At 35.5% G+C, this 22655-nt stretch carries 35 protein-coding genes; all 35 read left to right on the forward strand.

Annotation, left to right across the window (positions count from 1 at the left end):
* The first annotated feature begins 201 nt into the window (after positions 1-201).
* Positions 202-1371, forward strand: coding sequence for a pyridoxal phosphate-dependent aminotransferase (locus tag HT703_RS06765; RefSeq protein WP_172929988.1), 1170 nt, complete (start codon positions 202-204; stop codon positions 1369-1371).
* The gene (recO, locus tag HT703_RS06770; RefSeq protein WP_023932887.1) at positions 1368-2138 is read left to right on the forward strand and encodes a DNA repair protein RecO; all 771 of its coding nucleotides are present in this window, start codon (positions 1368-1370) and stop codon (positions 2136-2138) included. The genes HT703_RS06765 and recO overlap by 4 nt, the downstream gene beginning before the upstream one ends.
* Complete coding sequence (gene plsX, locus HT703_RS06775; RefSeq protein ID WP_023932889.1) at positions 2135-3127, forward strand: phosphate acyltransferase PlsX; 993 nt, start codon at positions 2135-2137, stop codon at positions 3125-3127. The genes recO and plsX overlap by 4 nt, the downstream gene beginning before the upstream one ends.
* 5 nt (positions 3128-3132) lie before the next feature.
* Complete coding sequence (locus HT703_RS06780; protein ID WP_000136445.1) at positions 3133-3366, forward strand: acyl carrier protein; 234 nt, start codon at positions 3133-3135, stop codon at positions 3364-3366.
* A 238-nt stretch (positions 3367-3604) separates the two neighbouring features.
* The gene (locus HT703_RS06785) at positions 3605-4462 is read left to right on the forward strand and encodes a C40 family peptidase (protein WP_172929989.1); all 858 of its coding nucleotides are present in this window, start codon (positions 3605-3607) and stop codon (positions 4460-4462) included.
* A gap of 112 nt (positions 4463-4574) precedes the next feature.
* The gene (locus HT703_RS06790) at positions 4575-5768 is read left to right on the forward strand and encodes an N-acetylmuramoyl-L-alanine amidase family protein (protein WP_172929990.1); all 1194 of its coding nucleotides are present in this window, start codon (positions 4575-4577) and stop codon (positions 5766-5768) included.
* Positions 5769-5920: 152 nt separating this feature from the next.
* The gene (locus HT703_RS06795; RefSeq protein WP_050207639.1) at positions 5921-6067 is read left to right on the forward strand and encodes a smi_0057.1 family bacteriocin-like peptide; all 147 of its coding nucleotides are present in this window, start codon (positions 5921-5923) and stop codon (positions 6065-6067) included.
* Positions 6068-6631: 564 nt separating this feature from the next.
* Positions 6632-7447: a GHKL domain-containing protein gene (locus tag HT703_RS11750; RefSeq protein ID WP_007285090.1), complete on the forward strand. Its 816-nt coding sequence runs from the start codon at positions 6632-6634 to the stop codon at positions 7445-7447.
* Positions 7444-8175, forward strand: a complete 732-nt coding sequence (locus HT703_RS06805; protein WP_001221866.1) for a response regulator transcription factor — start codon at positions 7444-7446, stop codon at positions 8173-8175. Before HT703_RS11750 ends, HT703_RS06805 begins: the two co-directional genes overlap by 4 nt.
* Before the next feature lie 494 nt (positions 8176-8669).
* Complete coding sequence (locus tag HT703_RS06810) at positions 8670-8798, forward strand: smi_0059.1 family bacteriocin-like peptide (RefSeq protein ID WP_000658221.1); 129 nt, start codon at positions 8670-8672, stop codon at positions 8796-8798.
* Between the two features lie 11 nt (positions 8799-8809).
* Positions 8810-8950 (forward strand): hypothetical protein, encoded by a 141-nt coding sequence (locus HT703_RS06815; protein WP_001004581.1) that lies wholly within the window; start codon positions 8810-8812, stop codon positions 8948-8950.
* A 110-nt stretch (positions 8951-9060) separates the two neighbouring features.
* Positions 9061-9243: a class IIb bacteriocin, lactobin A/cerein 7B family gene (locus HT703_RS06820; RefSeq protein ID WP_000435077.1), complete on the forward strand. Its 183-nt coding sequence runs from the start codon at positions 9061-9063 to the stop codon at positions 9241-9243.
* A 19-nt stretch (positions 9244-9262) separates the two neighbouring features.
* A complete protein-coding gene (locus tag HT703_RS06825) occupies positions 9263-9451 on the forward strand; it encodes a hypothetical protein (RefSeq protein WP_050235404.1) in 189 nt (62 codons plus the stop codon).
* A gap of 32 nt (positions 9452-9483) precedes the next feature.
* Positions 9484-9684, forward strand: coding sequence for an SPPN_00645 family bacteriocin-like peptide (locus HT703_RS06830; protein WP_049512841.1), 201 nt, complete (start codon positions 9484-9486; stop codon positions 9682-9684).
* Between the two features lie 192 nt (positions 9685-9876).
* Complete coding sequence (gene blpU / locus HT703_RS06835; protein ID WP_001093485.1) at positions 9877-10107, forward strand: bacteriocin-like peptide BlpU; 231 nt, start codon at positions 9877-9879, stop codon at positions 10105-10107.
* A 2-nt stretch (positions 10108-10109) separates the two neighbouring features.
* The gene (locus HT703_RS12155) at positions 10110-10235 is read left to right on the forward strand and encodes a PncF family bacteriocin immunity protein (RefSeq protein WP_007284823.1); all 126 of its coding nucleotides are present in this window, start codon (positions 10110-10112) and stop codon (positions 10233-10235) included.
* A gap of 607 nt (positions 10236-10842) precedes the next feature.
* Positions 10843-11430, forward strand: a complete 588-nt coding sequence (locus tag HT703_RS06840; RefSeq protein ID WP_023935475.1) for a recombinase family protein — start codon at positions 10843-10845, stop codon at positions 11428-11430.
* Between the two features lie 198 nt (positions 11431-11628).
* The gene (locus HT703_RS11995; protein ID WP_023935473.1) at positions 11629-12864 is read left to right on the forward strand and encodes a CAP domain-containing protein; all 1236 of its coding nucleotides are present in this window, start codon (positions 11629-11631) and stop codon (positions 12862-12864) included.
* 46 nt (positions 12865-12910) lie between these two features.
* On the forward strand, positions 12911-14308 hold the full coding sequence (locus tag HT703_RS06850) for an N-acetylmuramoyl-L-alanine amidase family protein (protein ID WP_054392670.1): 1398 nt from the start codon (positions 12911-12913) through the stop codon (positions 14306-14308).
* Between the two features lie 29 nt (positions 14309-14337).
* Positions 14338-15384, forward strand: a complete 1047-nt coding sequence (locus tag HT703_RS06855) for a DUF6287 domain-containing protein (protein ID WP_000732623.1) — start codon at positions 14338-14340, stop codon at positions 15382-15384.
* 240 nt (positions 15385-15624) lie between these two features.
* Entirely contained in the window at positions 15625-15753 is a 129-nt protein-coding gene (locus tag HT703_RS06860) for a smi_0059.1 family bacteriocin-like peptide (protein WP_000658224.1), read from the forward strand.
* Positions 15754-15764: 11 nt separating this feature from the next.
* Complete coding sequence (locus HT703_RS06865; protein WP_001004586.1) at positions 15765-15920, forward strand: hypothetical protein; 156 nt, start codon at positions 15765-15767, stop codon at positions 15918-15920.
* Between the two features lie 34 nt (positions 15921-15954).
* Positions 15955-16149: a class IIb bacteriocin, lactobin A/cerein 7B family gene (locus HT703_RS06870; protein ID WP_000180814.1), complete on the forward strand. Its 195-nt coding sequence runs from the start codon at positions 15955-15957 to the stop codon at positions 16147-16149.
* A gap of 27 nt (positions 16150-16176) precedes the next feature.
* A complete protein-coding gene (locus tag HT703_RS06875; RefSeq protein WP_000478865.1) occupies positions 16177-16377 on the forward strand; it encodes a hypothetical protein in 201 nt (66 codons plus the stop codon).
* Between the two features lie 8 nt (positions 16378-16385).
* Entirely contained in the window at positions 16386-16553 is a 168-nt protein-coding gene (locus HT703_RS06880; RefSeq protein WP_007284951.1) for a class IIb bacteriocin, lactobin A/cerein 7B family, read from the forward strand.
* A 3-nt stretch (positions 16554-16556) separates the two neighbouring features.
* Positions 16557-16772, forward strand: a complete 216-nt coding sequence (locus tag HT703_RS11765) for a bacteriocin immunity protein (RefSeq protein WP_079247587.1) — start codon at positions 16557-16559, stop codon at positions 16770-16772.
* An 80-nt stretch (positions 16773-16852) separates the two neighbouring features.
* The gene (locus tag HT703_RS06885; RefSeq protein ID WP_000846995.1) at positions 16853-17032 is read left to right on the forward strand and encodes a hypothetical protein; all 180 of its coding nucleotides are present in this window, start codon (positions 16853-16855) and stop codon (positions 17030-17032) included.
* Between the two features lie 77 nt (positions 17033-17109).
* On the forward strand, positions 17110-17316 hold the full coding sequence (locus HT703_RS06890) for a bacteriocin immunity protein (protein ID WP_000673799.1): 207 nt from the start codon (positions 17110-17112) through the stop codon (positions 17314-17316).
* Positions 17317-17717: 401 nt separating this feature from the next.
* Positions 17718-17912 (forward strand): hypothetical protein, encoded by a 195-nt coding sequence (locus HT703_RS11770; RefSeq protein WP_000757185.1) that lies wholly within the window; start codon positions 17718-17720, stop codon positions 17910-17912.
* Positions 17913-17932: 20 nt separating this feature from the next.
* Complete coding sequence (locus tag HT703_RS06895; protein WP_000343893.1) at positions 17933-18826, forward strand: XRE family transcriptional regulator; 894 nt, start codon at positions 17933-17935, stop codon at positions 18824-18826.
* A 542-nt stretch (positions 18827-19368) separates the two neighbouring features.
* On the forward strand, positions 19369-19665 hold the full coding sequence (locus HT703_RS06900; RefSeq protein ID WP_000837726.1) for an uberolysin/carnocyclin family circular bacteriocin: 297 nt from the start codon (positions 19369-19371) through the stop codon (positions 19663-19665).
* A 6-nt stretch (positions 19666-19671) separates the two neighbouring features.
* On the forward strand, positions 19672-20808 hold the full coding sequence (locus HT703_RS06905) for a hypothetical protein (protein WP_000698831.1): 1137 nt from the start codon (positions 19672-19674) through the stop codon (positions 20806-20808).
* Entirely contained in the window at positions 20805-21287 is a 483-nt protein-coding gene (locus HT703_RS06910) for a stage II sporulation protein M (RefSeq protein ID WP_001232096.1), read from the forward strand. The genes HT703_RS06905 and HT703_RS06910 overlap by 4 nt, the downstream gene beginning before the upstream one ends.
* Complete coding sequence (locus HT703_RS06915; RefSeq protein ID WP_000687786.1) at positions 21284-21880, forward strand: ATP-binding cassette domain-containing protein; 597 nt, start codon at positions 21284-21286, stop codon at positions 21878-21880. Before HT703_RS06910 ends, HT703_RS06915 begins: the two co-directional genes overlap by 4 nt.
* A complete protein-coding gene (locus HT703_RS06920) occupies positions 21861-22352 on the forward strand; it encodes a hypothetical protein (protein WP_054392668.1) in 492 nt (163 codons plus the stop codon). The genes HT703_RS06915 and HT703_RS06920 overlap by 20 nt, the downstream gene beginning before the upstream one ends.
* Positions 22353-22655: the final 303 nt, after the last annotated feature.

Here is a 22655-nt window from a genome sequence, read left to right on the forward strand (position 1 = left end):
TTTCATTGAGTATTAGTTATGCTTTCACCTCGATTCCTAGTCTCATGAGATTTTCATTGAGTATTCTCAAAACATAGTGTTGTAATCAATTTAAATTAACCTACTTCAATTTGTTATGCTAGCGTTATTCTATCATGTATTTTTGCGGTCGGGGGGCTTTTGTAGTATAATAGAGATACGTTTTTACAGTAGGAGGTATCTATGGATTTAACTAAGCGCTTTAATAAACAGTTAGATAAGATTCAAGTTTCGTTGATTCGTCAGTTTGACCAGGTTATTTCGGAGATTCCTGGGGTCTTGCGTTTGACCTTGGGGGAACCTGATTTTACAACGCCAGATCATGTCAAGGAGGCGGCCAAGCGAGCGATTGATCAGAACCAATCCTACTATACAGGGATGAGTGGTCTGCTGACTCTACGTCAGGCAGCCAGTGACTTTGTTAAGGAAAAGTACCAACTGGACTATGCTCCTGAAAATGAAATCTTGGTTACAATTGGGGCGACAGAGGCTTTATCTGCGACTTTGACGGCTATTTTGGAAGAGGGAGACAAGGTACTTTTGCCAGCTCCTGCTTATCCAGGCTATGAACCGATTGTTAACTTAGTTGGGGCAGAAATTGTTGAGATTGATACGACTGAAAATGGTTTTGTCTTGACTCCTGAGATGTTGGAAAAGGCCATTTTGGAGCAGGGAGACAAGCTCAAGGCGGTTATTCTCAACTATCCAGTTAATCCGACAGGAATTACCTATAGTCGGGAGCAGTTGGAGGCCTTGGCAGACGTTTTACGCAAGTACGAAATTTTCGTTGTCTGTGATGAGGTTTACTCAGAATTGACCTATACAGGCGAAGCCCATGTATCTCTAGGAACTATGTTGAGAGACCAGGCTATCATTATCAATGGTCTATCTAAATCGCATGCTATGACCGGTTGGCGTTTGGGACTAATTTTCGCTCCTGCGGCCTTCACAGCTCAGTTAATCAAGAGTCACCAGTACTTGGTGACTGCCGCAAATACCATGGCGCAACACGCTGCGGTGGAGGCCTTGACGGCTGGTAAAAACGATGCGGAGCCTATGAAGAAGGAATATATCCAGCGTCGTGATTATATTATCGAGAAAATGACTGCTCTTGGTTTTGAGATTATCAAACCAGACGGTGCCTTCTATATCTTTGCTAAGATTCCAGCTGGTTACAACCAAGACTCCTTTGCCTTTCTAAAGGATTTTGCTCAGAAGAAGGCTGTTGCCTTTATCCCTGGTGCTGCCTTTGGGTGTTATGGAGAAGGTTATGTTCGCCTGTCTTATGCAGCCAGCATGGAGACTATCAAAGAAGCCATGAAACGACTTGAGGAGTATATGAGAGAAGCATGATTCAGTCTATCACGAGTCAAGGCTTGGTGCTCTATAATCGCAATTTTCGTGAGGATGACAAGCTCGTCAAGATTTTTACAGAGCAGGTTGGCAAACGCATGTTTTTTGTCAAACACGCTGGTCAGTCTAAGCTGGCGCCTGTTATTCAGCCCTTGGTGCTGGCACGATTTCTCTTGCGAATCAATGATGATGGACTCAGTTACATCGAAGACTATCATGAGGTCATGACTTTTCCCAAGATTAATAGTGACCTCTTTGTCATGGCCTATGCGACCTATGTGGCAGCTCTTGCAGATGCTAGTTTGCAGGACAATCAGCAGGATGCTCCCTTGTTTGCTTTTTTGCAAAAGACTTTGGAGTTGATGGAAGCAGGCTTGGATTATCAGGTTTTGACCAATATTTTTGAAATTCAAATTTTGACTCGATTTGGGATCAGCCTTAATTTTAATGAGTGTGTCTTTTGCCATCGGGTCGGTCAGGCTTTTGACTTTTCTTTCAAATATGGAGCCTGCCTCTGTTCAGAGCATTATCATGAGGATGAGAGACGTTGCCATCTCAATCCCAATATCCCTTATCTGCTCAATCAATTTCAAGCCATTGATTTTGAGACCTTGGAGACCATTTCGCTCAAGCCCGATATCAAGCAAGACTTACGCCAGTTTATGGATCAGCTCTACGAAGAGTACGTTGGGATTCACCTAAAATCAAAGAAATTTATTGATTCCCTAGCAGACTGGGGACAATTACTAAAAGAGGAAAAGAAATGAAAAAAATCGCAGTAGATGCCATGGGGGGCGATTACGCACCTCAAGCCATCGTTGAGGGTGTCAATCAAGCCCTAGCTGACTTTTCAGATATTGAGGTTCAACTCTACGGAGATGAAGCTAAAATCAAGCAATATCTGACAGCGACAGAGCGCGTCAGCATTATCCATACGGATGAAAAGATTGATTCAGACGATGAACCTACGAGAGCTATTCGGAAGAAGAAAAATGCCAGTATGGTATTGGCGGCCAAGGCTGTCAAAGAAGGAGAAGCAGACGCTGTTCTCTCGGCTGGGAATACAGGTGCCTTGTTGGCGGCAGGATTCTTCATCGTGGGTCGTATCAAGAACATCGATCGTCCTGGACTTATGTCGACTTTGCCGACTGTAGATGGGAAGGGGTTTGACATGCTGGACCTCGGTGCCAATGCAGAAAATACAGCCCAGCACCTCCATCAATATGCGGTTCTAGGTTCTTTCTATGCTAAAAATGTCCGTGGCATTGCGCAACCACGTGTTGGCTTACTTAACAATGGAACAGAGAGTAGCAAGGGTGACCCGCTTCGTAAGGAAACTTACGAATTACTAGCAGCTGATGAAAGTTTGAACTTTATCGGAAACGTGGAAGCACGTGATTTGATGAATGGCGTTGCGGATGTTGTCGTGGCAGATGGTTTCACGGGAAACGCTGTGCTCAAATCCATCGAAGGGACAGCCATGGGAATCATGGGATTGCTCAAGACAGCTATTACAGGTGGTGGTCTTCGAGCGAAACTAGGCGCACTCCTTCTCAAGGATAGCCTCAGAGGTTTGAAAAAACAGCTCAACTACTCAGATGTTGGTGGAGCGGTCTTGTTTGGTGTCAAGGCACCTGTTGTCAAGACTCATGGCTCAAGCGATGCCAAGGCTGTTTATAGTACGATTCGCCAGATTCGTACCATGCTAGAAACAGACGTAGTTGCCCAGACTGCGCGTGAATTTTCAGGAGAATAAAAGAGATGACAGAAAAAGAAATTTTTGACCGTATTGTAACCATTATCCAAGAGCGACAGGGAGAGGACTTTGTCGTGACAGAATCCTTGAGTCTGAAAGACGATTTGGATGCTGACTCAGTTGACTTGATGGAGTTTATCTTGACACTGGAAGATGAATTTAATATCGAAATCAGCGACGAAGAAATTGACCAACTCCAAAGTGTAGGAGATGTTGTTAAAATCATTCAAGCAAAATAGAAATCGGAGTTCCAAGGCATTTGCTTTGGAATTTTTTATTTGGCTTAATACTCTTCGAAAATCTCTTCAAACCATGTCAGCTCTATCTGCCACCTCAAAACNNATTTTCATTGAGTATAAGTGACCGTTTAGGAACAGATTTAGTCTTTCTAGGGACAGTAGAAATCTGAGGACAAATAAGGGATATAATGGAGTCAGAAAAAATCAATCTCCAAAAAGGAGAAAAGAAAGGATTTTTATGATGAAAAAATATCTTTATTCTAGTTTGTTAGTTCTTGCAGGAGGCGTTCTCCTAGCAAATACTACGGTAGCCTATGCTGATTCCCCATCAGCAAGTGAGAAAGAAGCGATTGCTCAATTAGTTAATCAAGGCAAGATAAAAGCTGAAGAAGCTGATCAAGTAAAATTGATTGGTTTTGAAGATAAAGAAACCCAAGCAGAGGGAAATCAAGAGAAGAAAGCTTTCAATCAATATCGTGATCCGAAAGGAACATGGATGCAAACCAATGGTAAATGGTGGTTTAAATACGGTTCAGGTGGGTATGCTAAAAATTGGGAACAATTAGATGGCAAGTGGTACTATTTTGATGACCAAGGATGGATGAAAGAAAATACTTGGATTCAACCTGATGGTAATTATTACTACTTATCTGCTAGTGGTGCTATGGTCACTGGTTATCAACGTGTGAATGGTACACCATACTTCTTTAGAGCCAGTGGTGTATGGGTAGAAAATCGTGGACAGGCACTTGGTGAATACGCAGAGACATTTGTAGGAAAAATCCCATATGTTTGGGGTGGGGCAGATTTGAATAGTGGCGTAGATTGCTCAGGATTTACGATGGCTATTCATGCTAAGTTTGATATTAGTATTCCTAGAGTAACCTATGGTCAAGCAACAGGAGGAAGCTATGTAAGTAATGGCTCACAACTTCCTGGAGATTTAATATTGTACAATGGCGACCAAGGTTCAAATCAACATGTGGGTATTTATGTTGGTGGTGGCAAGGTAGTTCATGCTCCAGATAGAGGTCAAGATGTTTCTTATATGAATCAATATGGAATGGATCAAAATACAATTCGTAGATATTGGTAATATTGTCTAATTTTTCACAATATTATTGACTTTGACAATGAAAAGTATTAAAATATAGCTAAATAAAGAGGGGAAGCCCTCTTATAGCTATTCAATAAAGGAGGAAATGGCTATGAAAAAATCTAAATTACTTACTCTTGGTTTGCTTGCAGGTGCTGGCTTACTTTTGTCTATCAACCAAGCACAGGCTGCAGATACTTGGGTTAAAAATGGTGCTGACTGGAATCTTTCTCAAGATGGCAGTCTAGCTAAGGATAAATGGGTACAAAATGCTGGGTCATGGTATCACTTCGACAGCACTGGTAAAATGCAGACAGGTTGGCTAAAAGACGGTAACACTTGGTATTCGCTCGCAGATAGTGGCGCTATGCGTACTGGCTGGTACAAGGAAGGTAGCACATGGTACTCACTAGCAGATAGTGGCGCCATGCGTACAGGTTGGTACAAAGAAGGGTCTACATGGTACTATCTTCATTTTAGTGGTTCTATGATGACAGGTTGGGAGTTCATAGATGGTAAATGGTCTTACTTTGAAAAATCAGGTGCTATGGTTGCAGATAGAGCTGTTCCAGCCAGTGATGGGGAAAGTTATGTCATTGGTAAGGATGGCTATATGTTAACCAAACTCCCTAGTCAGGTTGAACAATCTCAAGCGGATGATACAATTATCACAAATATTGTTACTTTGTCTGATGGGTATGATTATCATCTTATTCATAGAAAAGATGGAGTCATTATTGAAAAAAATGCTTGGTATATCAGACCAGAGTTCAAGAAGTTTTCTAATAAATATGGAGATGAGGTTGCAAATACTACCTTAACTTTAGTGGATAATAAAGAAGAAGGACAAGAAATTGATCCTAAGGCAGTTGTACAGAACTTCCAAAACTTACCAAATCGCTACTACTTTGATGAAAATGGACATCGTGTGGTTAATATCCCAGCAATGACAACCTATTCAGAGATTAAAAAAGTTGGCAATGATATCTATTTAGAAAATCCAGGTGCACGACTTCGTCTTGGAGCTACCCACTTTACAATCAATAACAATAAACTATACTATTTAGAAAATGAGCAAGGTAAGCTCAAAACAGGTTACTTTGTATTGATTGATGATGGTATGGCTACAACCCACTATCACATCCTAGCCTATGCGGATCAATCTGGTGAAATTCTTAAGATGAAACGCTTGCCATCAGGAGTTTCAGATTATCTGGATAAAGAAATCGATGGTTTATATGGTGAAAAAATTAAAATTGAATCTCCACACTCAAACGAATATTATAAAGTGGTTGTGGTTAAATAAAAATAACATCTTCACAACTAATCGTTAACGCTCTAACCAATATACCATTTTCAGGAGGCTTTAGATTTCTTGTATTTTAAAAGGAAACTAAAGCCTTTTGTAGATGGAGCAGGGGATAGAGTTATCTATAAAATAATGAAAAGGAGTCTGTCATGGAAATGAAAAATACATTTGTAGAATTGGAACAATTTGAAGAGTTAACCTCAGAGGTATTGGAGGAAGTGAATGGTGGAGGGATTTTTGAAGATGCCGTAAAATGGTGCGATAAGTTATTTAGTACGGGTAGACACTTTGCTTAAATTCACAGTATTCGTTAGAGATTAGATTTATTTATGATTATTTTAGAATTCTTAGTTTCTGTGCTATATATACTGTTGGTAGTCGTTTCAACCATGGTTCCTACTATTTATTTGGGTGCTCAAATTTCCCCAGAATTTTATAAAAAACGTTATTGGGTCCTTGTATTTTTAATTAGTTTATCTGCTCGCCAAACATTTGGAGAATTATTTCATATAGGAATCATTCTCTTCTTTTACTGTATTTTTTTACTAGTATTGCACAAGGGAAAAGGGGAAGCTTTTTTTCTTTCTCTGTATCTTTTTCTCTTCTTTCAAAGTATTCGTTATTTATTTTTGACAATTTGGATTCGTGTATTATCTGGTGAGCCTTGTTGTTTTGTAGATTCGTTTTCCACTTTATATAGATCTGTATTTGATTTATTATCAATATTTCTATGTTCTACAATTATGAAACGTTGTTCTTTGGATTTGGATTTATTCTTTTCAGATGCTTTCAAAACCCACTATTATAAGAGTTTTTTCATTATCCTACCTCTGACTGGATTTAGGATATTCTCTTCGTTTATGACCAATAGAAATAGTTCGTTCTACGTTCGTTTTGATACGACCATTTCTCTCCTGATTTTCATTCTCTTTTTCTCTTGGCTCTTTTACATCAAGCATTTGGAGCAGGTTTATCGTGATGAGCAGACCATTCAGAGACAGGAAGATGAAAATCGTTCCTTGCAAGGAATGGTGGATAAGTTGGGACATCTCTATGATGAGGTTCGAGGTTTCCGTCATGATTTTGCGGGAATTGTCGCCAGCATGGAGCCTGCCATAGCAAATCAAGACATGGCTGAGGTATCTACCATTTATCAAGATGTCTTTCTAAAGACTAATGAAAAGCTGAGGAAGGCGGATTACACGGCCTTTAATCTTCACAATATCCATGATATAGCTATTCGCAATACCTTGGCAAAAGCCATGATTGTGGCAGATAAGCAGGGAATTCATTTTAGTTTGGAGACGGTGGGGGTTGTCGAAGAGCTGGCATTGCCTATGTTGGAGGCTATCCGTATCCTCTCTATCCTCACGACAAATGCTTTAGAAGCAGCCAGTGAGGCTGAAAATCCGCAGATTCGGGTTGCTTTATTGGCAGGTGATAGGAGTGTCCGTTTTATCATTGAAAACACTCGTAAGAAAGAAGAACTGAATCCCAGTATTCTCAGTCAAAAGGGTTACTCTACCAAGGATAACCACAGTGGACTGGGCTTGGCAACCTTGGAGGACATGGTTTTTCATTATGATTTAAACTTAGATACCCAGCTAGGAGAGACGACTTTTAGACAAGATTTAGAATTGCCATTTAAGGATGAGAAACGAGGGGGAGAGGAATGAGAATTTTAGTTTTGGAAGACGATAGAGTCCAGCAAGGACGGATAGAGCAGACTTTACTAGATATCGGTCGCTCTCGCAATTTAAGATTGGAAATTGATATTGCCAAAAACTATGGGGATGTTGAAAAGTATTCTCAGTATTTTGACCATTACCAGCTCTATTTATTAGATTTAGAGATTGATGGAGAGCGTGAACGGGGCTTTCAGGTTGCTCAACAGGTTCGGGAGCGGGATCCTTTTACAAGCATTGTCTTTGTGTCCACGCACTCGGAGGCCTTACCTCTAGCTTTTCGCTACCACTTGTCTGCCTTGGATTTTATTTCCAAGGATCAGCCAGAGGCGGACTACTGTCATCAGCTGGAGCGCTGTCTGGACTATGTACTGGCAGTAGATAAGAGGGAAAATATGCGTCTCTTTACCTATAGTTTTGAGGGAAGACGGGGCTTCACTCTGCCCTACCATGAAATTTTAGCCTTTGAAACTTCAGTGGAATCCCATCGTATCAAGGTCTATTATGCCAATCATTCTATCAAGACCATTTATGGCAGTCTCAAGGATATCGCTGCCAAGGCTGAAAAAGATTACTTTGTCTATGCCAATCGCAATACGTTAGTCAGTTTACAGGCTATTGAAGAGATGACTGCCACAGAAGTGACCTTGTTAGAAGGCTTGCATTTCCCCGTATCACGAACAGCCAGAAGAACCCTTAAAAAATATCTTAATGTCTAATATCTGTTAGATTTGAATGAGTTTATCAATAAGAATATCGGAAAATTTTCTGATATTCTTATTTTTTGACTTCTTTTTCGAATAGATAAGTAAGAGGAAAAGAAAAGGAGTTTGCTTCATGTATCTACCGATTTTCTATTCATGGTATATTAAATTATTTTTCAAATAAAATTTAATTTAGTTGTTTATTTTTGAATTGTTTTTCGAATAGATAAGTAAGAGGAAAAGGAGAGGAGCCTAGTTCATGTATCTACCAATTTTTTATCCGTGGTTTACTAAATTATTTTTCAAATAAATTTAATTTCGTTGTACACTTTCGACTTCTTTTTCGAATAGATAAATAAGAGGAAAAAGAAAGGAGCCTGGTTTATGTATCTACCGATTTTCTATTCATGGTACATTAAATTATTTTTTAAATAAAATTTAATTTAGTTGTACATTTTCGAATTATTTTTCGAATAAATAAGTAAGAGGAAAACGAAAGGAATAAAATAATGAAAGAACATTATTACGGATTTGTTGAGCTAACTTCGGAAGAATTGACCGATATTCAAGGTGGAGAAAATTGGACGAAGACCCTTGTAGATTGGTACATTGGATTTCGTAGAGGTTTTGGTTTTTAGGAGGATAAGAGATGAATGAAATGAATGATAAGTATACTATTGAAGTATTAAAGGAAAGCGACTTAGCCTTGCTGGTGGGTGGTAGTGAGGCAAGTTACCAACATGGTTTAATGGTGGGGTTCATTTTACGTCGTGCGTTATTTGGATTCTAAGATAATATTTAGAGAGTGAAGCTTACCTACAACAATGAACAGAATATATGAAAAAGGAAATACAAATAACTACCTTTTTCAATTGTTAAGAATCAAAAAAGGAGAATAAGATGGAACAAATTAAAAATATGGAAAATAATTTTCATGTAATGAGTCATGAGGAATTGGCCGATGTAGAAGGAGGCTTGCTATTTGGTCTGGTAGTAGTTGGAGGAGTCGCAATTGCAGGAACATTTTTATTGGGTGCGGTAGATGGTGCTTCAGGAGCACATGCTAAGCGTCGTGGACGTTAACAGGGAAGGAAGAGCGCTGATGGAACGCATAATAGAAAGTTGGATTACTAGGGTAGAGAATTTTTACAGTTTGCAGTCAATTCCTGTAAAAGTATTCATTTTCATAGTTGGAGTAGTTGGGATTTATGCTTTAGGGACATTACTTTTAGGACCGGTTTATTGGGCGGGGCAGAAGTTTGGCGAAACAATTTACAATTATTTGTTTTAATAAAAAATTATAGATAAAGAGGAACAGACATAATGAATATGATAAAAATTGAAGAAAAATTTACAAGTCTTACAGAAAAAGATTTGGCAACAGTAGAGGGTGGTCGAGTGTCATGGAGAGGTAATATTAACATCGATGTCCATAAAGTGATTGATAGTACGGGAAGATTTTTCGGTGGTATCTATAATGCTGGTAGAGCATTTGGGCGAAATGTTTACAATGCATTTTATTAATATAGTTTATTAAAATGAATATCATATATTATATTTTTGAATTCGTTTTCGAATAGAGAAATAAGAGGAATACAGGGAATGATTATTTCAGTAATTCAAGATTTGGATGAAACAATTTAATAAACACTGCTATACCAAACTTGTCAAGTTTGCAACAAGACAAGCATTAAAATAAAAAAGGAGGCATTCGTTATGAATACAAAAACGATGTCACAATTTGAAATTATGGATACTGAGATACTTGCTTGCCTTGAAGGTGGCGGATGCAATTGGGGAGATTTTGCCAAAGCAGGTGTTGGAGGAGGAGCAGCACGAGGTCTTCAGCTAGGAATTAAAACAGGAACATGGCAAGGTGCAGCAACTGGTGCTGCGGGAGGAGCTATATTTGGAGGTGTGGCCTATGCAGCGACATGTTGGTGGTAATTATGGATTTTAAAAGTTTTATTATTGGTTTAGTAGTTGGTATATTTGGTCCCTATATGGATGATCTAATTAGAAAAAAATTTTTAAAGTCTTCGGAGAAGAAAACAGAAAAATTTGTCAAAAAATAATCAAAACGATAAATGATGAATCTGATTCAAAATTATCTTGCACATGTAAAGAGGACCATCTCTCCTCTTATCAGGTAAATAGGAATCTTGCAGTAGCGAATCAAAAAAGGAGTAACTATGAATCGTAATTTAGAACGGTGTTATCTATTCTGACTATGAATAGATCATACCAGAGGTGGCTTATAAATAGCGGGGACATTAGAAATTGAAGTAACTTTAAATAGGATGTCGTAAATGTTGCTATCAATGATTTATTTGTCCCAAGCTTGCCTAGGGTGTCAGTAAAAAATCAATTTCCTTTCAAAATAGCATATTTTTAGTAGGTAGGACGTTTGTTCTGCCTATTTTTTGCTAAAAAGTGCAGTTGAAGTGTCTATTTGCATCATTTGGAGTTTTACATGTATTTTTGATAAAAAATAGGTATAGAAATTAGGAAAGTTGAAGAAAAGGAATGAAGGAGGTCTTAGTTTGTGATTTTTTACATACTTTTAAGGCTTGATGAACCAGTTTGAACTAATATATAATTGCTAGAAATTGAATACACTACTCCTTGAGGGCATTTTGCCCTCTTTTATATTTTACAATAAGTGTAAAAAGGAGAGTTTTTATGCGTTACGGTTATGTTCGAGTATCTACAAAAGAACAAAATATTGATAGGCAATTTTCAGCATTGGTAGAAAACAAATTATCAAAAGAGAATATTTTTATTGATTACGTTTCAGGAAAAGATTTTGACAGAATGGAATATCAAAAATTATTAACTACCTTGAAAGAAAATGATGAATTGGTTATTAAATCAATTGATAGGTTGGGAAGAAACTATGATGAAATTTTAGAACAATGGCAAGCAATTACTAAGAAAAAGAAAGTAAATATAACTGTTTTAGATTTCCCCTTATTAAATACAAAGAATAGCAATGATAATATCACAGGAAAACTAATCTCCGATATCGTTTTACAAGTCCTATCTTATGTGGCACAGTTTGAAAGAGAACAAATCAAACAAAGACAAATGGAAGGAATACGGGAAGCACAGAAAAAAGGGAAGAAATTCGGCAGACCAAAATTGGTTGTTCCGAATAATCTCCCTGATGTGATAGCTCAATATAAGAAAAAAGAAATAACCTTACGAGAAGGTGCAGACATCTTAGGAGTATCAAAAAGCACCTTTCACAATTGGATAAAAAATTCATAGTTCTTGTCAAAAAACCTAGGATTTTTTGGACAGAAAATACAGTCTATTTTAGAAGCGTTTTCGTTAGAAAAAAGGTTCTAAAATCCAGCATTTTGACCAATTATTATTACACTTCCATTTTATCAAGTTTGTCCAAAAAAGTCTAGATTTTAGGACAAACTGATTATTTTACAATAAATAAAAATAGGGGGACACGAAATGGACACCAAAGCTAAAAAGTTCACACTTGCAACGATTTCAGCTCTATCACTTCTTGGGGTAGGAATTGTTACATCACAATCAGTAGTTGCTAATGATAGGCTGGTTTCCACTCAAGCAATCAAAGGTCAATCCTACAATATCTTAAACTCTGAGGTCACTAGTACTTCTTCTGGTACTACTCTAGTTGGGATTGAAGGGACTTTCTTAACGCCAGATAAACAGGCTATCTTAGATCGTATCAATGCTATTCGAAAAGAGGCAGCAGATGAAGGTCTAGTTACTAGCTATGTTCCGATCAAATGGTCAACTGAACTAGAAAAAACAGCCTTCGTTCGGGCAGCAGAAGCTTCTGTAACTAGGCATCATAAACGTTTATCTAATAAAGATATTTGGAGTGCCTGGCCTTCAGGGAATTTTTCACTAGCCGAAAACTTAGCTTGGAACTATGATGGATTTATGACAGCTATTAATCAATGGTATGACGAAAAAGCAGATTACGTCAAATCTCGTAGTGGGGCAAGTGTATCTGGTCAAACTGGACACTACGAATCCTTAATCAATTCAGAATTGACCTATATGGGTTTGGCAGCCTTTGAAAACCCTGTCACTCAAAATGGATGGATTACCGTTGCACAAAGTTTCGGAACATCATCTGGTGGCTCTGAAGAATTAGCTGGTGGTTATGGAAAGGCCATTCAATATACAGAAGCAAATTCTTCTCAGATTCAAACATTTGCGACTAAGGCGAATCTTTTTGACAAAGACTTGAAGGCAATCGGAACTCATACCAGTAAGAAAACAAAACAAGGTAAGTCTAACGGGACTAATAAACCAGGTTTCTTTTTTCAAATGCAAGATATTGGTAGGGGTATGGGTTTTTGGCGACAATCTGGTTCTCGTTGGTGGTTTATGCAACTTGATGGGTCTTACCCTTACAATCAGTGGGCAAAATTAGATAATATCTGGTATCACTTCGATAGTTCAGGTTGGATGCAAACTGGCTGGATAAAAGACAACGGCACGTGGTACTATCTCGACGGTTCAGGTGCTATGAAGACTGGTTGGTTCAAGGATAACGGTAGTTGGTATTATCTTGATAGCTCAGGTGCTATGAAAACAGGCTGGATGAAGGTATCTGGGAAATGGTACTATGCCTATAGCTCTGGTGCCCTAGCAATCAATACGACTACACCAGACGGCTATCGCGTCAATTACAATGGAGAATGGGTATAGGATAAGATTATAAAAAATAGATAAAAAGAAAAGGAATACAAAAATTATGAAAAAAATCGTTTTAACGACTACAGCAGTTTTATCACTCCTAGCAACAGGAGCTACAATTTCAAGTGTCAATGCAGCAAGTGGCGTCCCGATGGTCAAGTTCTGGTCTCCTGCAGCTAATGCTTATGTTGAAGAACCTGCTCTTGGGTATCGTGATACAGATTTAGTCGCAACAGATGTGACGCTTGTAGAAAAAAGAAAAGCACAACTTGGAGCATTTTCTGATGGTGAATTTACAACGGTTGATTGGGTAGATAATGCTTATAGACAAGAATTCTCTAAGCAATTTGCAAGTTTTGAATCCAACGGCATTGCTACATTCAACGGTAAAACAATTGTCTTTAAAGCAACAGACTATGGTATCTATACCATGAAGTTTGAATTAAATGGTACTCTCTATAAGTTAACTGCTGATGTCAGAGAAAATCTAGGAAAAGGAGGTCCTTTTTACACTTATGTAACCAAACTAGAAGTCTTATCAAATAATCAAGCAAATACTATCTCGAATACGAGTACTGAAAAACAAATAGAAGCAACAATTACAAAGGTTGAAATTCATCATTTTGGATTTAATTTTGAAGGTGTACTCTCAGAGCCACTACAACACGGAGGAGATAATGCAGCTAGAGGAAATGTTACTCTAATTGATAAGGCTACCGGAAAGATTGTGTACCAACATAATAATGATGTCATCTTTAGTGGTCTAACTAATGACGTCAACGACCAATTTCTTTTGCCTTTAATTTATAGTAATAAATTTAAAGGGGATGTTTTCGATATCAGACAGTTTCCTGCCGGAACATACATCTTGGAGATGTCTGGAGAAGCTGGCTCTCCGCACGATCACTCAGTTGATAATAGAAAACGTGTCTTTAAAGTTAGAAAAGAGGTGACTATCGGAAATCCTTCAACAAATTCAAATACTAACACCACAACTCAATCAGGTTCGAATTCATCTAGCTCGTCAACTTCTACAAGTTCGTCATCTGGAAACTATTCTAACACGGATACAACCATGACGACCCATCAGTCTAAATCTACTTGGATGTATTCGAATGGTCGCTGGTGGTATAAACACGAAGATGGCACTTATACAACTAATGACTGGGAAAAAATCAATGGTGTTTGGTATCGTTTTGATAACTCTGGTTGGATGCAAACTGGCTGGGTAAAAGACAACGGCACGTGGTACTATCTCGACGGCTCAGGTGCGATGAAGACAGGTTGGGTCAAAGATAACGGTAGCTGGTACTACCTTCAAGATTCAGGAGCTATGAAAACAGGCTGGATGAAAGTATCTGGCAAATGGTACTATGCCTATAGCTCTGGTGCACTCGCAATCAATACAACTACACCTGACGGTTATCGTGTCAGTTACAACGGTGAGTGGGTATAAAAACAATTTCAAATTGTAAGATTAAACATATGAAAAAATTATTTCTATTCAGTATTAGTATATTAGCTATCTCTATTTTAACGGCTTGCCAACATCAGAGTGAAAACACTTCTGCAACAAGTTCTGAAGCAATTGCTTCAAGTACTAGTTCAACTTTTTCTACATCGGAAGAGAAGAAACCTGATTACACCCTATATAATCCTGTTCTTAAAGAATATGCCAAAGTATTAGATGGTTCGTCAACTTCACATACAGAGATCAATTCAAAAGCAAACTTAAAAAACACTTATCCTAAAGAATATTCTGGATTACAGTATAGCTTGTATGATTTAGACCAAGACGGTACGGACGAACTTTTGATTGCCCTAAAAATGGATTCTAACTATTACGATTTATTAGATATTCGAACTCTTAAAAATGGTGAAGTTATTCGACTGACCAATGCAGAAAACAATCTGGACTTTATTGGAGAGCGAGTACATTTTAATCCTTTAGAAAATGGTTATTTTCAATTATCTACCCGAGTATCTACTAATCAAATCCAACTTAAACTATACAAGTTGAATCAGGATGGAACACTGTTAGAACTAGTCATTGAATCAGATACAGAAGAGGGACTGGGGACAAAACCACCTTCCCTTGACATAAGATCTTTCTTTTGGAAATCTGTCACAAGTCTCATAAATGGAGAAACAAGCCTTCCGTCAGAAAGTAAAGGGATGGATATTACTGCAATTCAAAATGGAGATTTTTCTAGTGTCGCAGGCACTTGGAGGAATCGTACAGGTATTGAATTCACCTTTGACAAAAATGGTTTAGTAAGTGATCATTCCAAGATTTCAATTGAACATGCTAAGGAAATTGACCACTATCTCAAGGCAAGTTCTGTTTCTAAAGATGGAGGTGCTGGTGCAGCTATTGCCTTTTTACCAGCAGGAATCCCTATAACCATGTCTGTCACCTCTTCTTCAGATAATGGCTATACTGACTCGTCTGATATTACACAAGACCGCTTATGGTTTGGACACCAACTTATCAATGGTAGTACCGAGGGATTTTTTTACAAGGTAGAATAGTTTTAATAGACTTACAAATTTATCAATAAGAATGTCGGAAAATTTTCTGATATTCTTATTTTTTTGACTTCCTTTTCGAATAGATAAGTAAGAGGAAAAAGAAAGGAGTTTGCTTTATGTATCTACCAATTTTCTATTCATGGTTCATTAAATTATTTTTTAAATAAAATTTAATTTAGTTGTACATTTTTGAAATTTTTTCGAATAGATAAGTGAGAAGAAAAAGAAAGGAATAAAATAATGAAAGAACATTATTACGGATTTGTTGAGCTAACTTCGGAAGAATTGACCGATATTCAAGGTGGAGAAAGTTGGGTGAAGACCCTTGCAGATTGGTACATTGGATTTCGTAGAGGTTTTGGTTTTTAGGAGGATAAGCGATGAATGAAATGAATGATAAGTATACTGTTGAGGTATTAAAGGAAAGCGACTTAGCCTTGCTGGTGGGTGGTAGCAAGGAAAGTTATCAACGGGGTCTAATTACAGGTCTATTGTTACGCGGTATATTTATTGGAACCCCATTTTTTAGAAGATAAGATTTAGAAAAAATAGAACAAGAGGAGAAAAAAGATGACAAATTTTGACAAAATGGAACAGAACTTTGTAGCTCTTACAGAAGAAGAGTTGATGGCTGTGGATGGGGGAGCATTGCCTCTTGTAATCGCCGGAGTGTCTATCTGGAAGATAGGTGCAGCAGTAGCAGGTGGAGCAGCAGCGCTTTTTGCTGGAGGAGCAGCTTTGGGGTATTATGCGAATAGACCATAATCTGATTGTAGTCAGAGAGGCATTTCTATGTTTTTAAAAAAAGAAGTGATATTATTAGGGGTATTGTTATCGCTACGTATTATTTTTACTATCGTTCAAATTTTAATTGATTATAAAATATTATCTGGACAGTATAGTATAAATTTTATGGATATTTCAGAAGTATTTACTTATCCAATACTCATTTTAATCATTTACATAGCAATAAAATATAATACAAAGGAGTAATGACGAATATGAACTTAGAACAATTTTATCAATTATCTGACGATGAATTAGTGGGAACAAAAGGTGGTTTTGGTCTTACGGAAGCAGTTGGGATTGCAGGAGTACTGAATGCTGCTGTACAAATTTTTAATGCTGGTTACAAATTTGGTTCAGATTTGGCTCGTCGTGGGCGTTAGATAATGAATAATCGCAACCTTAATCTCAATACATTGTTACCTAAACTAGCCACTATATTTCCTTTGTTGGGAATAATTCTTAATGTCGCGCTTCATGTGATTCGTACAGGTTCGTTAGTATACTTTAATTGGCAATGGACTTTGGTTGGTTTGCTTTTCTCAGCATATTTTGGTATTTTTCGCAAAGATTTGTCAAAAAATAATCAAAACTATAAATGAAGAACATGAATCAAAAGGATTTTGTGTATATGAATGGTAGCGTTTTCCCGCCATTCTTGTCAGGTAAATAGGAGCTTTCTATGAAAACATTTTTATTAGGCTTTACTGAGGGTTATTTTACCGTATCGCTCATAATCTACATCGCAACGTATTTGATTTTGAGAAATCCAATCAATACCCTATTTTATCCAGAAATTTACCCTGTTTTATTTGGGCTCTTTTATCTAGGATATAAGGTCAATAAAAAGCGAGTAGAGTAAACAGTTAAGAATGACTTGTTAGTCTGCGCTAAAATGGCTAGGCTAGAATCTAGGAATGCATCACATTGGAGTTTAATATGAAATTTGTTAAATCAATACTGAAAGTTTGGCCTGAAATCATGGTATTACTTAGTTCGATGTCTTATATCATCATCAGATTAGTAGCTGATATGAATAAAGTATCTTTACCTACTTGGTTTGATAGTTTCAATATACCAACGATTGCATTATTTATGATGGTCTTCATTCTTTTATACAGAAGTAAAGAAAAAAAGAATGGATAAATTTGAGGTAGTAGACGTTCTATAGGGAATAGGTGTCTTATAGTAACGAATCAAAAAAAGGAGTAACTATGAATCGTAATTTAGAACGGTGTTATCTATTCTGACTATGAATAGATCATACCAGAGGTGGCTTAGAAATAGCAGAGACATTAAAAATTGAAGTAACTTTAAATAGGATGTCGTAAAGGTTACTATCAATGATTTATTTGTCCCAAGCTTGCCTAGGGTATCAGAAAAAAATCATTTTCCTTTCAATAGCATATTTTTAGTAGGTAGGACGTTTGTTCTGCCTATTTTTTGCCAAAAAAGTGTATTTGAGCTGTTTATTTGGAGTTTTACATGTATTTTTTGATAAAATTTGATAAAATAGGTATAGAAATTAGGAGAGTTGAAGAAAAGAAATGAAGAAGGTTTTAAGATATTTTTTAGTATTTGTTTTTCTATTTTTGATGAATATTTTCATCTTTAAGATACTAGCAACTCTGGGATTTCAGCTGACAATGAGTGAAAAGAGTTATATTGTACCACCGCTGTTTTCGATTATCGTTTTGTACATGATTGACAAAAGAATTAGGAAGAAAAAGAAATCTTTGTAATCAACTTAAGGAGTATTACTATGGATGAGTTGAAACGTGAAATTGGTTATAAAATCAAAACTATTAGGCGATCTTGTGGAAAAACTCAGATAGATATTTGTGGTGATGAATCAGAGTTGACGATTCGTCAGCTAGCACGTATTGAAAATGGGCAAGTTTTAGCAACACTTCCTAAATTATTATTGATTGCGGATAAACTTGGAGTATCATTACAGAATATTGTGGATGTTAAGGTTATAGAGATTCCAAAAGGATTCCTAAAACTCAAAGATGAGCTGATTCATTCTCAAACCTACGCTGATAAGGGAAGAATCGAACGAAAAGAAGCTATACTTGAGGAAATATATGAAAACTATTATGAGAATTTGCCTGAGGAAGAGCAGTTAATTGTGGATGTGACACAAGCTCGTTTTGATATTTATGGTAGTTCAGATGTGACCTACGGTTTAGGGTTAGTGGAAGAATATTTCCAGCAGTTATTAAAAAAGAAATATTTTTCTGTAAATGATTTGTTGATTATTGAATTGTATTTCTTTTGTTGTGCTATGGGATTAGAAGATAAAGAACATTTTGAGGAGTTAGCTCAAAAAGTATTGCTATGTTCAGAATATGAAGATAAGGCTAGCCTAGCTCAGATGGAAAAAGTTCTTCTGAGCCTATTTATCCAAATTCAGACAGAAGATAGTCTGATATATATTCAAACATTTGAGAAAATTATTGCTAAAACAAGACATGTTTTTTACCGACCTCATCTATTTTTGCTAAAGGCAAAATATGCTTTATTTGTAGACAAGAATATTTTAGAGGCAGAAAGTTTCTATGAAAAGGCAATTTCTCTAGCAGAATTGCTAGATGATCAGATATTAGTTCAGAGAATCTTAGAAGAAAAACAAATAGATTTCCCAACAACCTGACTTCTAAGTCATGTTGTTTTTTTCATGTTTTTGTTATACTAAACCTATAAAGAAAACGCTCTCAAAAAGAAAGGAGGTTTATTATGGTTGGAGCGTTATTTGTCCCTTTAAGTATAAGAGTTTGGTTCTATCTATAATATCAGGTAGAGATTAATGGAATAAAGTATTCTTATATTGGATTAAAGGAATGTTTTAATAGGTTTCCTACATTAGTATAGAGGATGAAACTCAATTTTCAATGATATAAAAGAGTGATTTGGAGATTGTGAGGGTTGAGTATGTTTATTTATGATGTAGGAAGTGTAAACTAAAAAGGAGGTAGTAATCGTATAAAAGTTAAATAGACATTATCTTTTATTGAGTCTTAGTGATATAAAAGTAATTTGATAATCTAGGAAAATGTAGTAGTAATTTATTTATTATAGATATGTTAATAAAAGTAGTATAAAATATAGACGAACATTTGAAGAGAGTTAGGAATACAACATGTGCGAATTAACTCTCAATAAAACATACATAATATACAAAAGGAGTACACTAAAATGAAATCTAAAAGAATGGAATTTCATAATAAATTTCTCATTGTTTCAGCAATGTTAGCAGTCATTAGTTGGTTAAGCTTAGGTGTTGTTTCTTTTCCTATGTTGGCTGGGACATTAGGAATTTCGACAAAAGCTGCTGCTACTGTAGTCAATTTGATTAGTGCTTATAGTACAGTTACAGCAGTAATTTCAATTGTAGGTGCAATCACAGGAGTAGGTTCTATTGGTTCGGGTATTGCAGCAACAGTTCTTTATATATTGAAAAAGAAGGGTGCTGCTAAAGCAGCTCTATGGTAGAACTAGATGAAAATACTTTCTAAAAAAGAATGTGAAAGTATTTTAGGTTATCTTAATTTTATTGGGATAACCCTTTTGTTTTTTGTTATCATAAGTTTGTCAATCTATTTTAAAAGCTATCTTCCTTTTCAAGGGAAATTATTTTTACTTTTTTTGGTAGTAGATTACGCTACTTTGAATCGTTATAATATGAAACTGCCTATCCAAAGTAAAAAAATAAATACTTTCTATATAAGGAAAAACTATATTTTTCTCTATCTTCTTGCCATTGTCAAGAAATATTATTCTTTCCAAATTTTACAATCATTCATTTATTTATTTATTTTGTATTTTCTAGATATTATTGGATATTTTTATTTATACATTACTCTTTGTTTGATAGTTATTCAAATTATTTCTTTAATTCTACCTAGTTTGTTTTCAATTATAAGTAAATTGTTCTTATTTTTATCTATAGGACTATTGTCTATAGAACAAGGACAAGTTGTAATTTATGTCATACTACTCAATTATTTTATTTTAGTTATGGGGATATTAGATAATCACGCGAGTAATTTCTATTTTAAAAGCAGTCGAATGAGCCAAAAAAGATTTCGTAGCAGTCTATTTATATTGCTTCGTTTTTGTTGGTTAAATAAAGGGTTAACTTTTTCTTTTATTTTGATTAGTATTCTTCTTTCCTATCTATTTTGGTATATGATGACGATGTTATCAATTGATGGTACAAAAATACCAATATTGTTTCTTTATACCTCAATATATATCACATTAATGGAGGCAATAATAGGGAATCATAAATCCTCAATTGGGGTAGATCTAGCTTTACTTCAATTATCTGCTCTTAATCATTCTAAAATGAATTTCTTTTTTAAGAATGCACAACTAATGATGTTGACGCATTTAATCTCTTTCTTACAATTTTCATTGTTGTTATGTTTGATTCCGGTGACAAGTTATAGTAATGATATAAAAAGTATTTTGTTGAATTTGTTATTGATTCCATTCAATTATTTTATAGCCTATGTCTATTATAAGAAAGCTCTATTTTTAATTAAAGGTACAGTTAGTTTATTGAGATGGAGTTTTCTGGTTTTATATTGTTTTCTGATATTATTTGTAACTTTAGTAGGGGGCATTAGATGAGAAAAAGTGGTTTTCTGATTTACTATGTGTTATTTTGTACGGTCTGTTTTTCACTAGGTTTACTTTTAAGCTTTATATTAAAAAGTGAGACTTTTGCTACTATACCTCCGAAACTGGAATTACAATTTACATTGACAGTTTTACAGGCAAATTCTACAAATTTTTTGCTATATCTATTCTGTTTTCCGATTTCGCCCTTATTGCAACTTTTTGATTTGCTATCTTTAGGAATACAATTGGGTATATCTGGTCAGATGATTGGAATAGTAGCTACAATAAAAGGAATATTACCTCATGGTCTTATTGAAATACCGAATTTTATTTGGTATCAAGGTATGAGTCAGTATCTTTTATACCGATTATTGAAGGATAGGGGAATTGAAAATATACTTATTTATATAAAAAGTAATTTAAAATGGTATATCATTTCTTATATTTTATTAATTTTAGCAGCGTTGATAGAGGGAATTAAATTATGAAAATTGAAAATGAATCTAAAAGTTATGATAAATGTATACTGAAAAATATATCACTAGAGATTGATAAGGGAATTTACAGAGTTGAAGGAGAGAATGGTTCAGGAAAGAGCACCCTTCTACAACTTTTAGCTGGGCTAGAGACTTTTGATAGTGGTTTAAAGAATTGTGTCTCCAAAGATGTACTATACCTTGATACCAATCAGCTTGGGGTTATTCCATTTACTATAGAAGAAAATTTGCAGTTGTTGTGTGATTCTTTTCAAATCCATCTATCATTTGAGGATAAAGAACAAATTAATACTTTTTTTGATAATAAAATCGGAGATAACTATATGACAGCATCTACTGGAACAAAATTCAAATTAGGCTTATCCTTAATTTTTGCTAAAAATTGGGATTATATTTTTATTGATGAGACCTTATCAACAGTGGATGCAAGAAGTATTGATATGATTGCTAAACGTTTAATTTCCATGAAAGAAAGCTCTACTATTATATATGTATCTCATAATTTATTGAATCAAGAATTGATTAGCAAATCTCAAAGGATTTTAATAGAGGAAGGACGGGTTTATGAAATTTCAAACAAATAATAGTTTATACAAATTAATGAATCTGATTATTTATCTTTTTCTTTTATATTTGTTTATTGATTTACTGATGAAGTCGGGAATTTTAGATGAACAAATTGATAAATTATCTGAACTATCTAATCTTTTTACAATTAAAATAGAAACAATATTGACAGTGATTTCTGTTGTTTTCACATTTATAGCAACTCTTATTGAATATGGATTTTCTCTCTTTCTGATTACATTATTTTTTGATAAGGATAAGAGGAACTTTGGAGATATTCTTTTATCTAAAAATATAACCTTAAGTTTTAGCATTTTACTTTGTTACTTATTTAATCCATCGGATATAAAGTTTGCTTATTTCAGCATATTGACAGTATTACTAATTGGGATAACAAATTATGCGAGATTTAAAAATTTAAGATTGACAGTAGTATTTTCTGTACCATTTTTATTTAATACTATAGTGTCTATTATAAATAGTTTTTAGAAATACTAAAATTTCTTTTCTTTACTTAATAATGACACGAAATCATTTCGGTTTTATTAACTTGGAATTCTTATATTTTCTAGGTAGAACGTTTGTTCTGCCTATTTTCTTTATCCAAAAAGTGCAGTTGGGAGGGAGATAGGCGCATTTGGGGAGGAAGTCCAGTTTTTGTTTGAGGATTGGGGTAAGATAGTTGTTATCAGATGAGTTTATACTCTTCGAAAATCAAATTCAAACCACGTCAACGTCGCCTTGCCGTATATATGTGACTGACTTCGTCAGTCCTATCTACAACCTCAAAAC

Origin of the sequence: Streptococcus sp. 3874, from assembly GCF_013276425.1 — a bacterium.
GTDB classification, from domain to species: Bacteria; Bacillota; Bacilli; order Lactobacillales; family Streptococcaceae; genus Streptococcus; species Streptococcus pseudopneumoniae.

Bases quoted from the DNA above. Each gene is read 5' to 3' on its own strand.
- HT703_RS11995 (WP_023935473.1), top strand. From the start codon at position 11,629: ATGGACACCAAAGCTAAAAAGTTCACACTTGCAACGATTTCAGCTCTA.
- HT703_RS06840 (WP_023935475.1), top strand. From the start codon at position 10,843: ATGCGTTACGGTTATGTTCGAGTATCTACAAAAGAACAAAATATTGAT.
- recO (WP_023932887.1), top strand. From the start codon at position 1,368: ATGATTCAGTCTATCACGAGTCAAGGCTTGGTGCTCTATAATCGCAAT.
- HT703_RS06880 (WP_007284951.1), top strand. From the start codon at position 16,386: ATGAACTTAGAACAATTTTATCAATTATCTGACGATGAATTAGTGGGA.
- HT703_RS06900 (WP_000837726.1), top strand. From the start codon at position 19,369: ATGAAATCTAAAAGAATGGAATTTCATAATAAATTTCTCATTGTTTCA.
- HT703_RS06905 (WP_000698831.1), top strand. From the start codon at position 19,672: ATGAAAATACTTTCTAAAAAAGAATGTGAAAGTATTTTAGGTTATCTT.
- HT703_RS06765 (WP_172929988.1), top strand. From the start codon at position 202: ATGGATTTAACTAAGCGCTTTAATAAACAGTTAGATAAGATTCAAGTT.
- HT703_RS06780 (WP_000136445.1), top strand. From the start codon at position 3,133: ATGACAGAAAAAGAAATTTTTGACCGTATTGTAACCATTATCCAAGAG.
- HT703_RS06910 (WP_001232096.1), top strand. From the start codon at position 20,805: ATGAGAAAAAGTGGTTTTCTGATTTACTATGTGTTATTTTGTACGGTC.
- HT703_RS06820 (WP_000435077.1), top strand. From the start codon at position 9,061: ATGGAACAAATTAAAAATATGGAAAATAATTTTCATGTAATGAGTCAT.
- HT703_RS06890 (WP_000673799.1), top strand. From the start codon at position 17,110: ATGAAATTTGTTAAATCAATACTGAAAGTTTGGCCTGAAATCATGGTA.
- HT703_RS06915 (WP_000687786.1), top strand. From the start codon at position 21,284: ATGAAAATTGAAAATGAATCTAAAAGTTATGATAAATGTATACTGAAA.
- blpU (WP_001093485.1), top strand. From the start codon at position 9,877: ATGAATACAAAAACGATGTCACAATTTGAAATTATGGATACTGAGATA.
- HT703_RS11770 (WP_000757185.1), top strand. From the start codon at position 17,718: ATGAAGAAGGTTTTAAGATATTTTTTAGTATTTGTTTTTCTATTTTTG.
- HT703_RS06830 (WP_049512841.1), top strand. From the start codon at position 9,484: ATGAATATGATAAAAATTGAAGAAAAATTTACAAGTCTTACAGAAAAA.
- HT703_RS06785 (WP_172929989.1), top strand. From the start codon at position 3,605: ATGATGAAAAAATATCTTTATTCTAGTTTGTTAGTTCTTGCAGGAGGC.
- HT703_RS06795 (WP_050207639.1), top strand. From the start codon at position 5,921: ATGGAAATGAAAAATACATTTGTAGAATTGGAACAATTTGAAGAGTTA.
- HT703_RS06895 (WP_000343893.1), top strand. From the start codon at position 17,933: ATGGATGAGTTGAAACGTGAAATTGGTTATAAAATCAAAACTATTAGG.
- HT703_RS12155 (WP_007284823.1), top strand. From the start codon at position 10,110: ATGGATTTTAAAAGTTTTATTATTGGTTTAGTAGTTGGTATATTTGGT.
- HT703_RS06850 (WP_054392670.1), top strand. From the start codon at position 12,911: ATGAAAAAAATCGTTTTAACGACTACAGCAGTTTTATCACTCCTAGCA.
- HT703_RS06790 (WP_172929990.1), top strand. From the start codon at position 4,575: ATGAAAAAATCTAAATTACTTACTCTTGGTTTGCTTGCAGGTGCTGGC.
- HT703_RS11750 (WP_007285090.1), top strand. From the start codon at position 6,632: ATGACCAATAGAAATAGTTCGTTCTACGTTCGTTTTGATACGACCATT.
- HT703_RS06920 (WP_054392668.1), top strand. From the start codon at position 21,861: ATGAAATTTCAAACAAATAATAGTTTATACAAATTAATGAATCTGATT.
- HT703_RS06805 (WP_001221866.1), top strand. From the start codon at position 7,444: ATGAGAATTTTAGTTTTGGAAGACGATAGAGTCCAGCAAGGACGGATA.
- HT703_RS06815 (WP_001004581.1), top strand. From the start codon at position 8,810: ATGAATGAAATGAATGATAAGTATACTATTGAAGTATTAAAGGAAAGC.
- HT703_RS06825 (WP_050235404.1), top strand. From the start codon at position 9,263: ATGGAACGCATAATAGAAAGTTGGATTACTAGGGTAGAGAATTTTTAC.
- plsX (WP_023932889.1), top strand. From the start codon at position 2,135: ATGAAAAAAATCGCAGTAGATGCCATGGGGGGCGATTACGCACCTCAA.
- HT703_RS11765 (WP_079247587.1), top strand. From the start codon at position 16,557: ATGAATAATCGCAACCTTAATCTCAATACATTGTTACCTAAACTAGCC.
- HT703_RS06870 (WP_000180814.1), top strand. From the start codon at position 15,955: ATGACAAATTTTGACAAAATGGAACAGAACTTTGTAGCTCTTACAGAA.
- HT703_RS06860 (WP_000658224.1), top strand. From the start codon at position 15,625: ATGAAAGAACATTATTACGGATTTGTTGAGCTAACTTCGGAAGAATTG.
- HT703_RS06885 (WP_000846995.1), top strand. From the start codon at position 16,853: ATGAAAACATTTTTATTAGGCTTTACTGAGGGTTATTTTACCGTATCG.
- HT703_RS06875 (WP_000478865.1), top strand. From the start codon at position 16,177: ATGTTTTTAAAAAAAGAAGTGATATTATTAGGGGTATTGTTATCGCTA.
- HT703_RS06855 (WP_000732623.1), top strand. From the start codon at position 14,338: ATGAAAAAATTATTTCTATTCAGTATTAGTATATTAGCTATCTCTATT.
- HT703_RS06810 (WP_000658221.1), top strand. From the start codon at position 8,670: ATGAAAGAACATTATTACGGATTTGTTGAGCTAACTTCGGAAGAATTG.
- HT703_RS06865 (WP_001004586.1), top strand. From the start codon at position 15,765: ATGAATGAAATGAATGATAAGTATACTGTTGAGGTATTAAAGGAAAGC.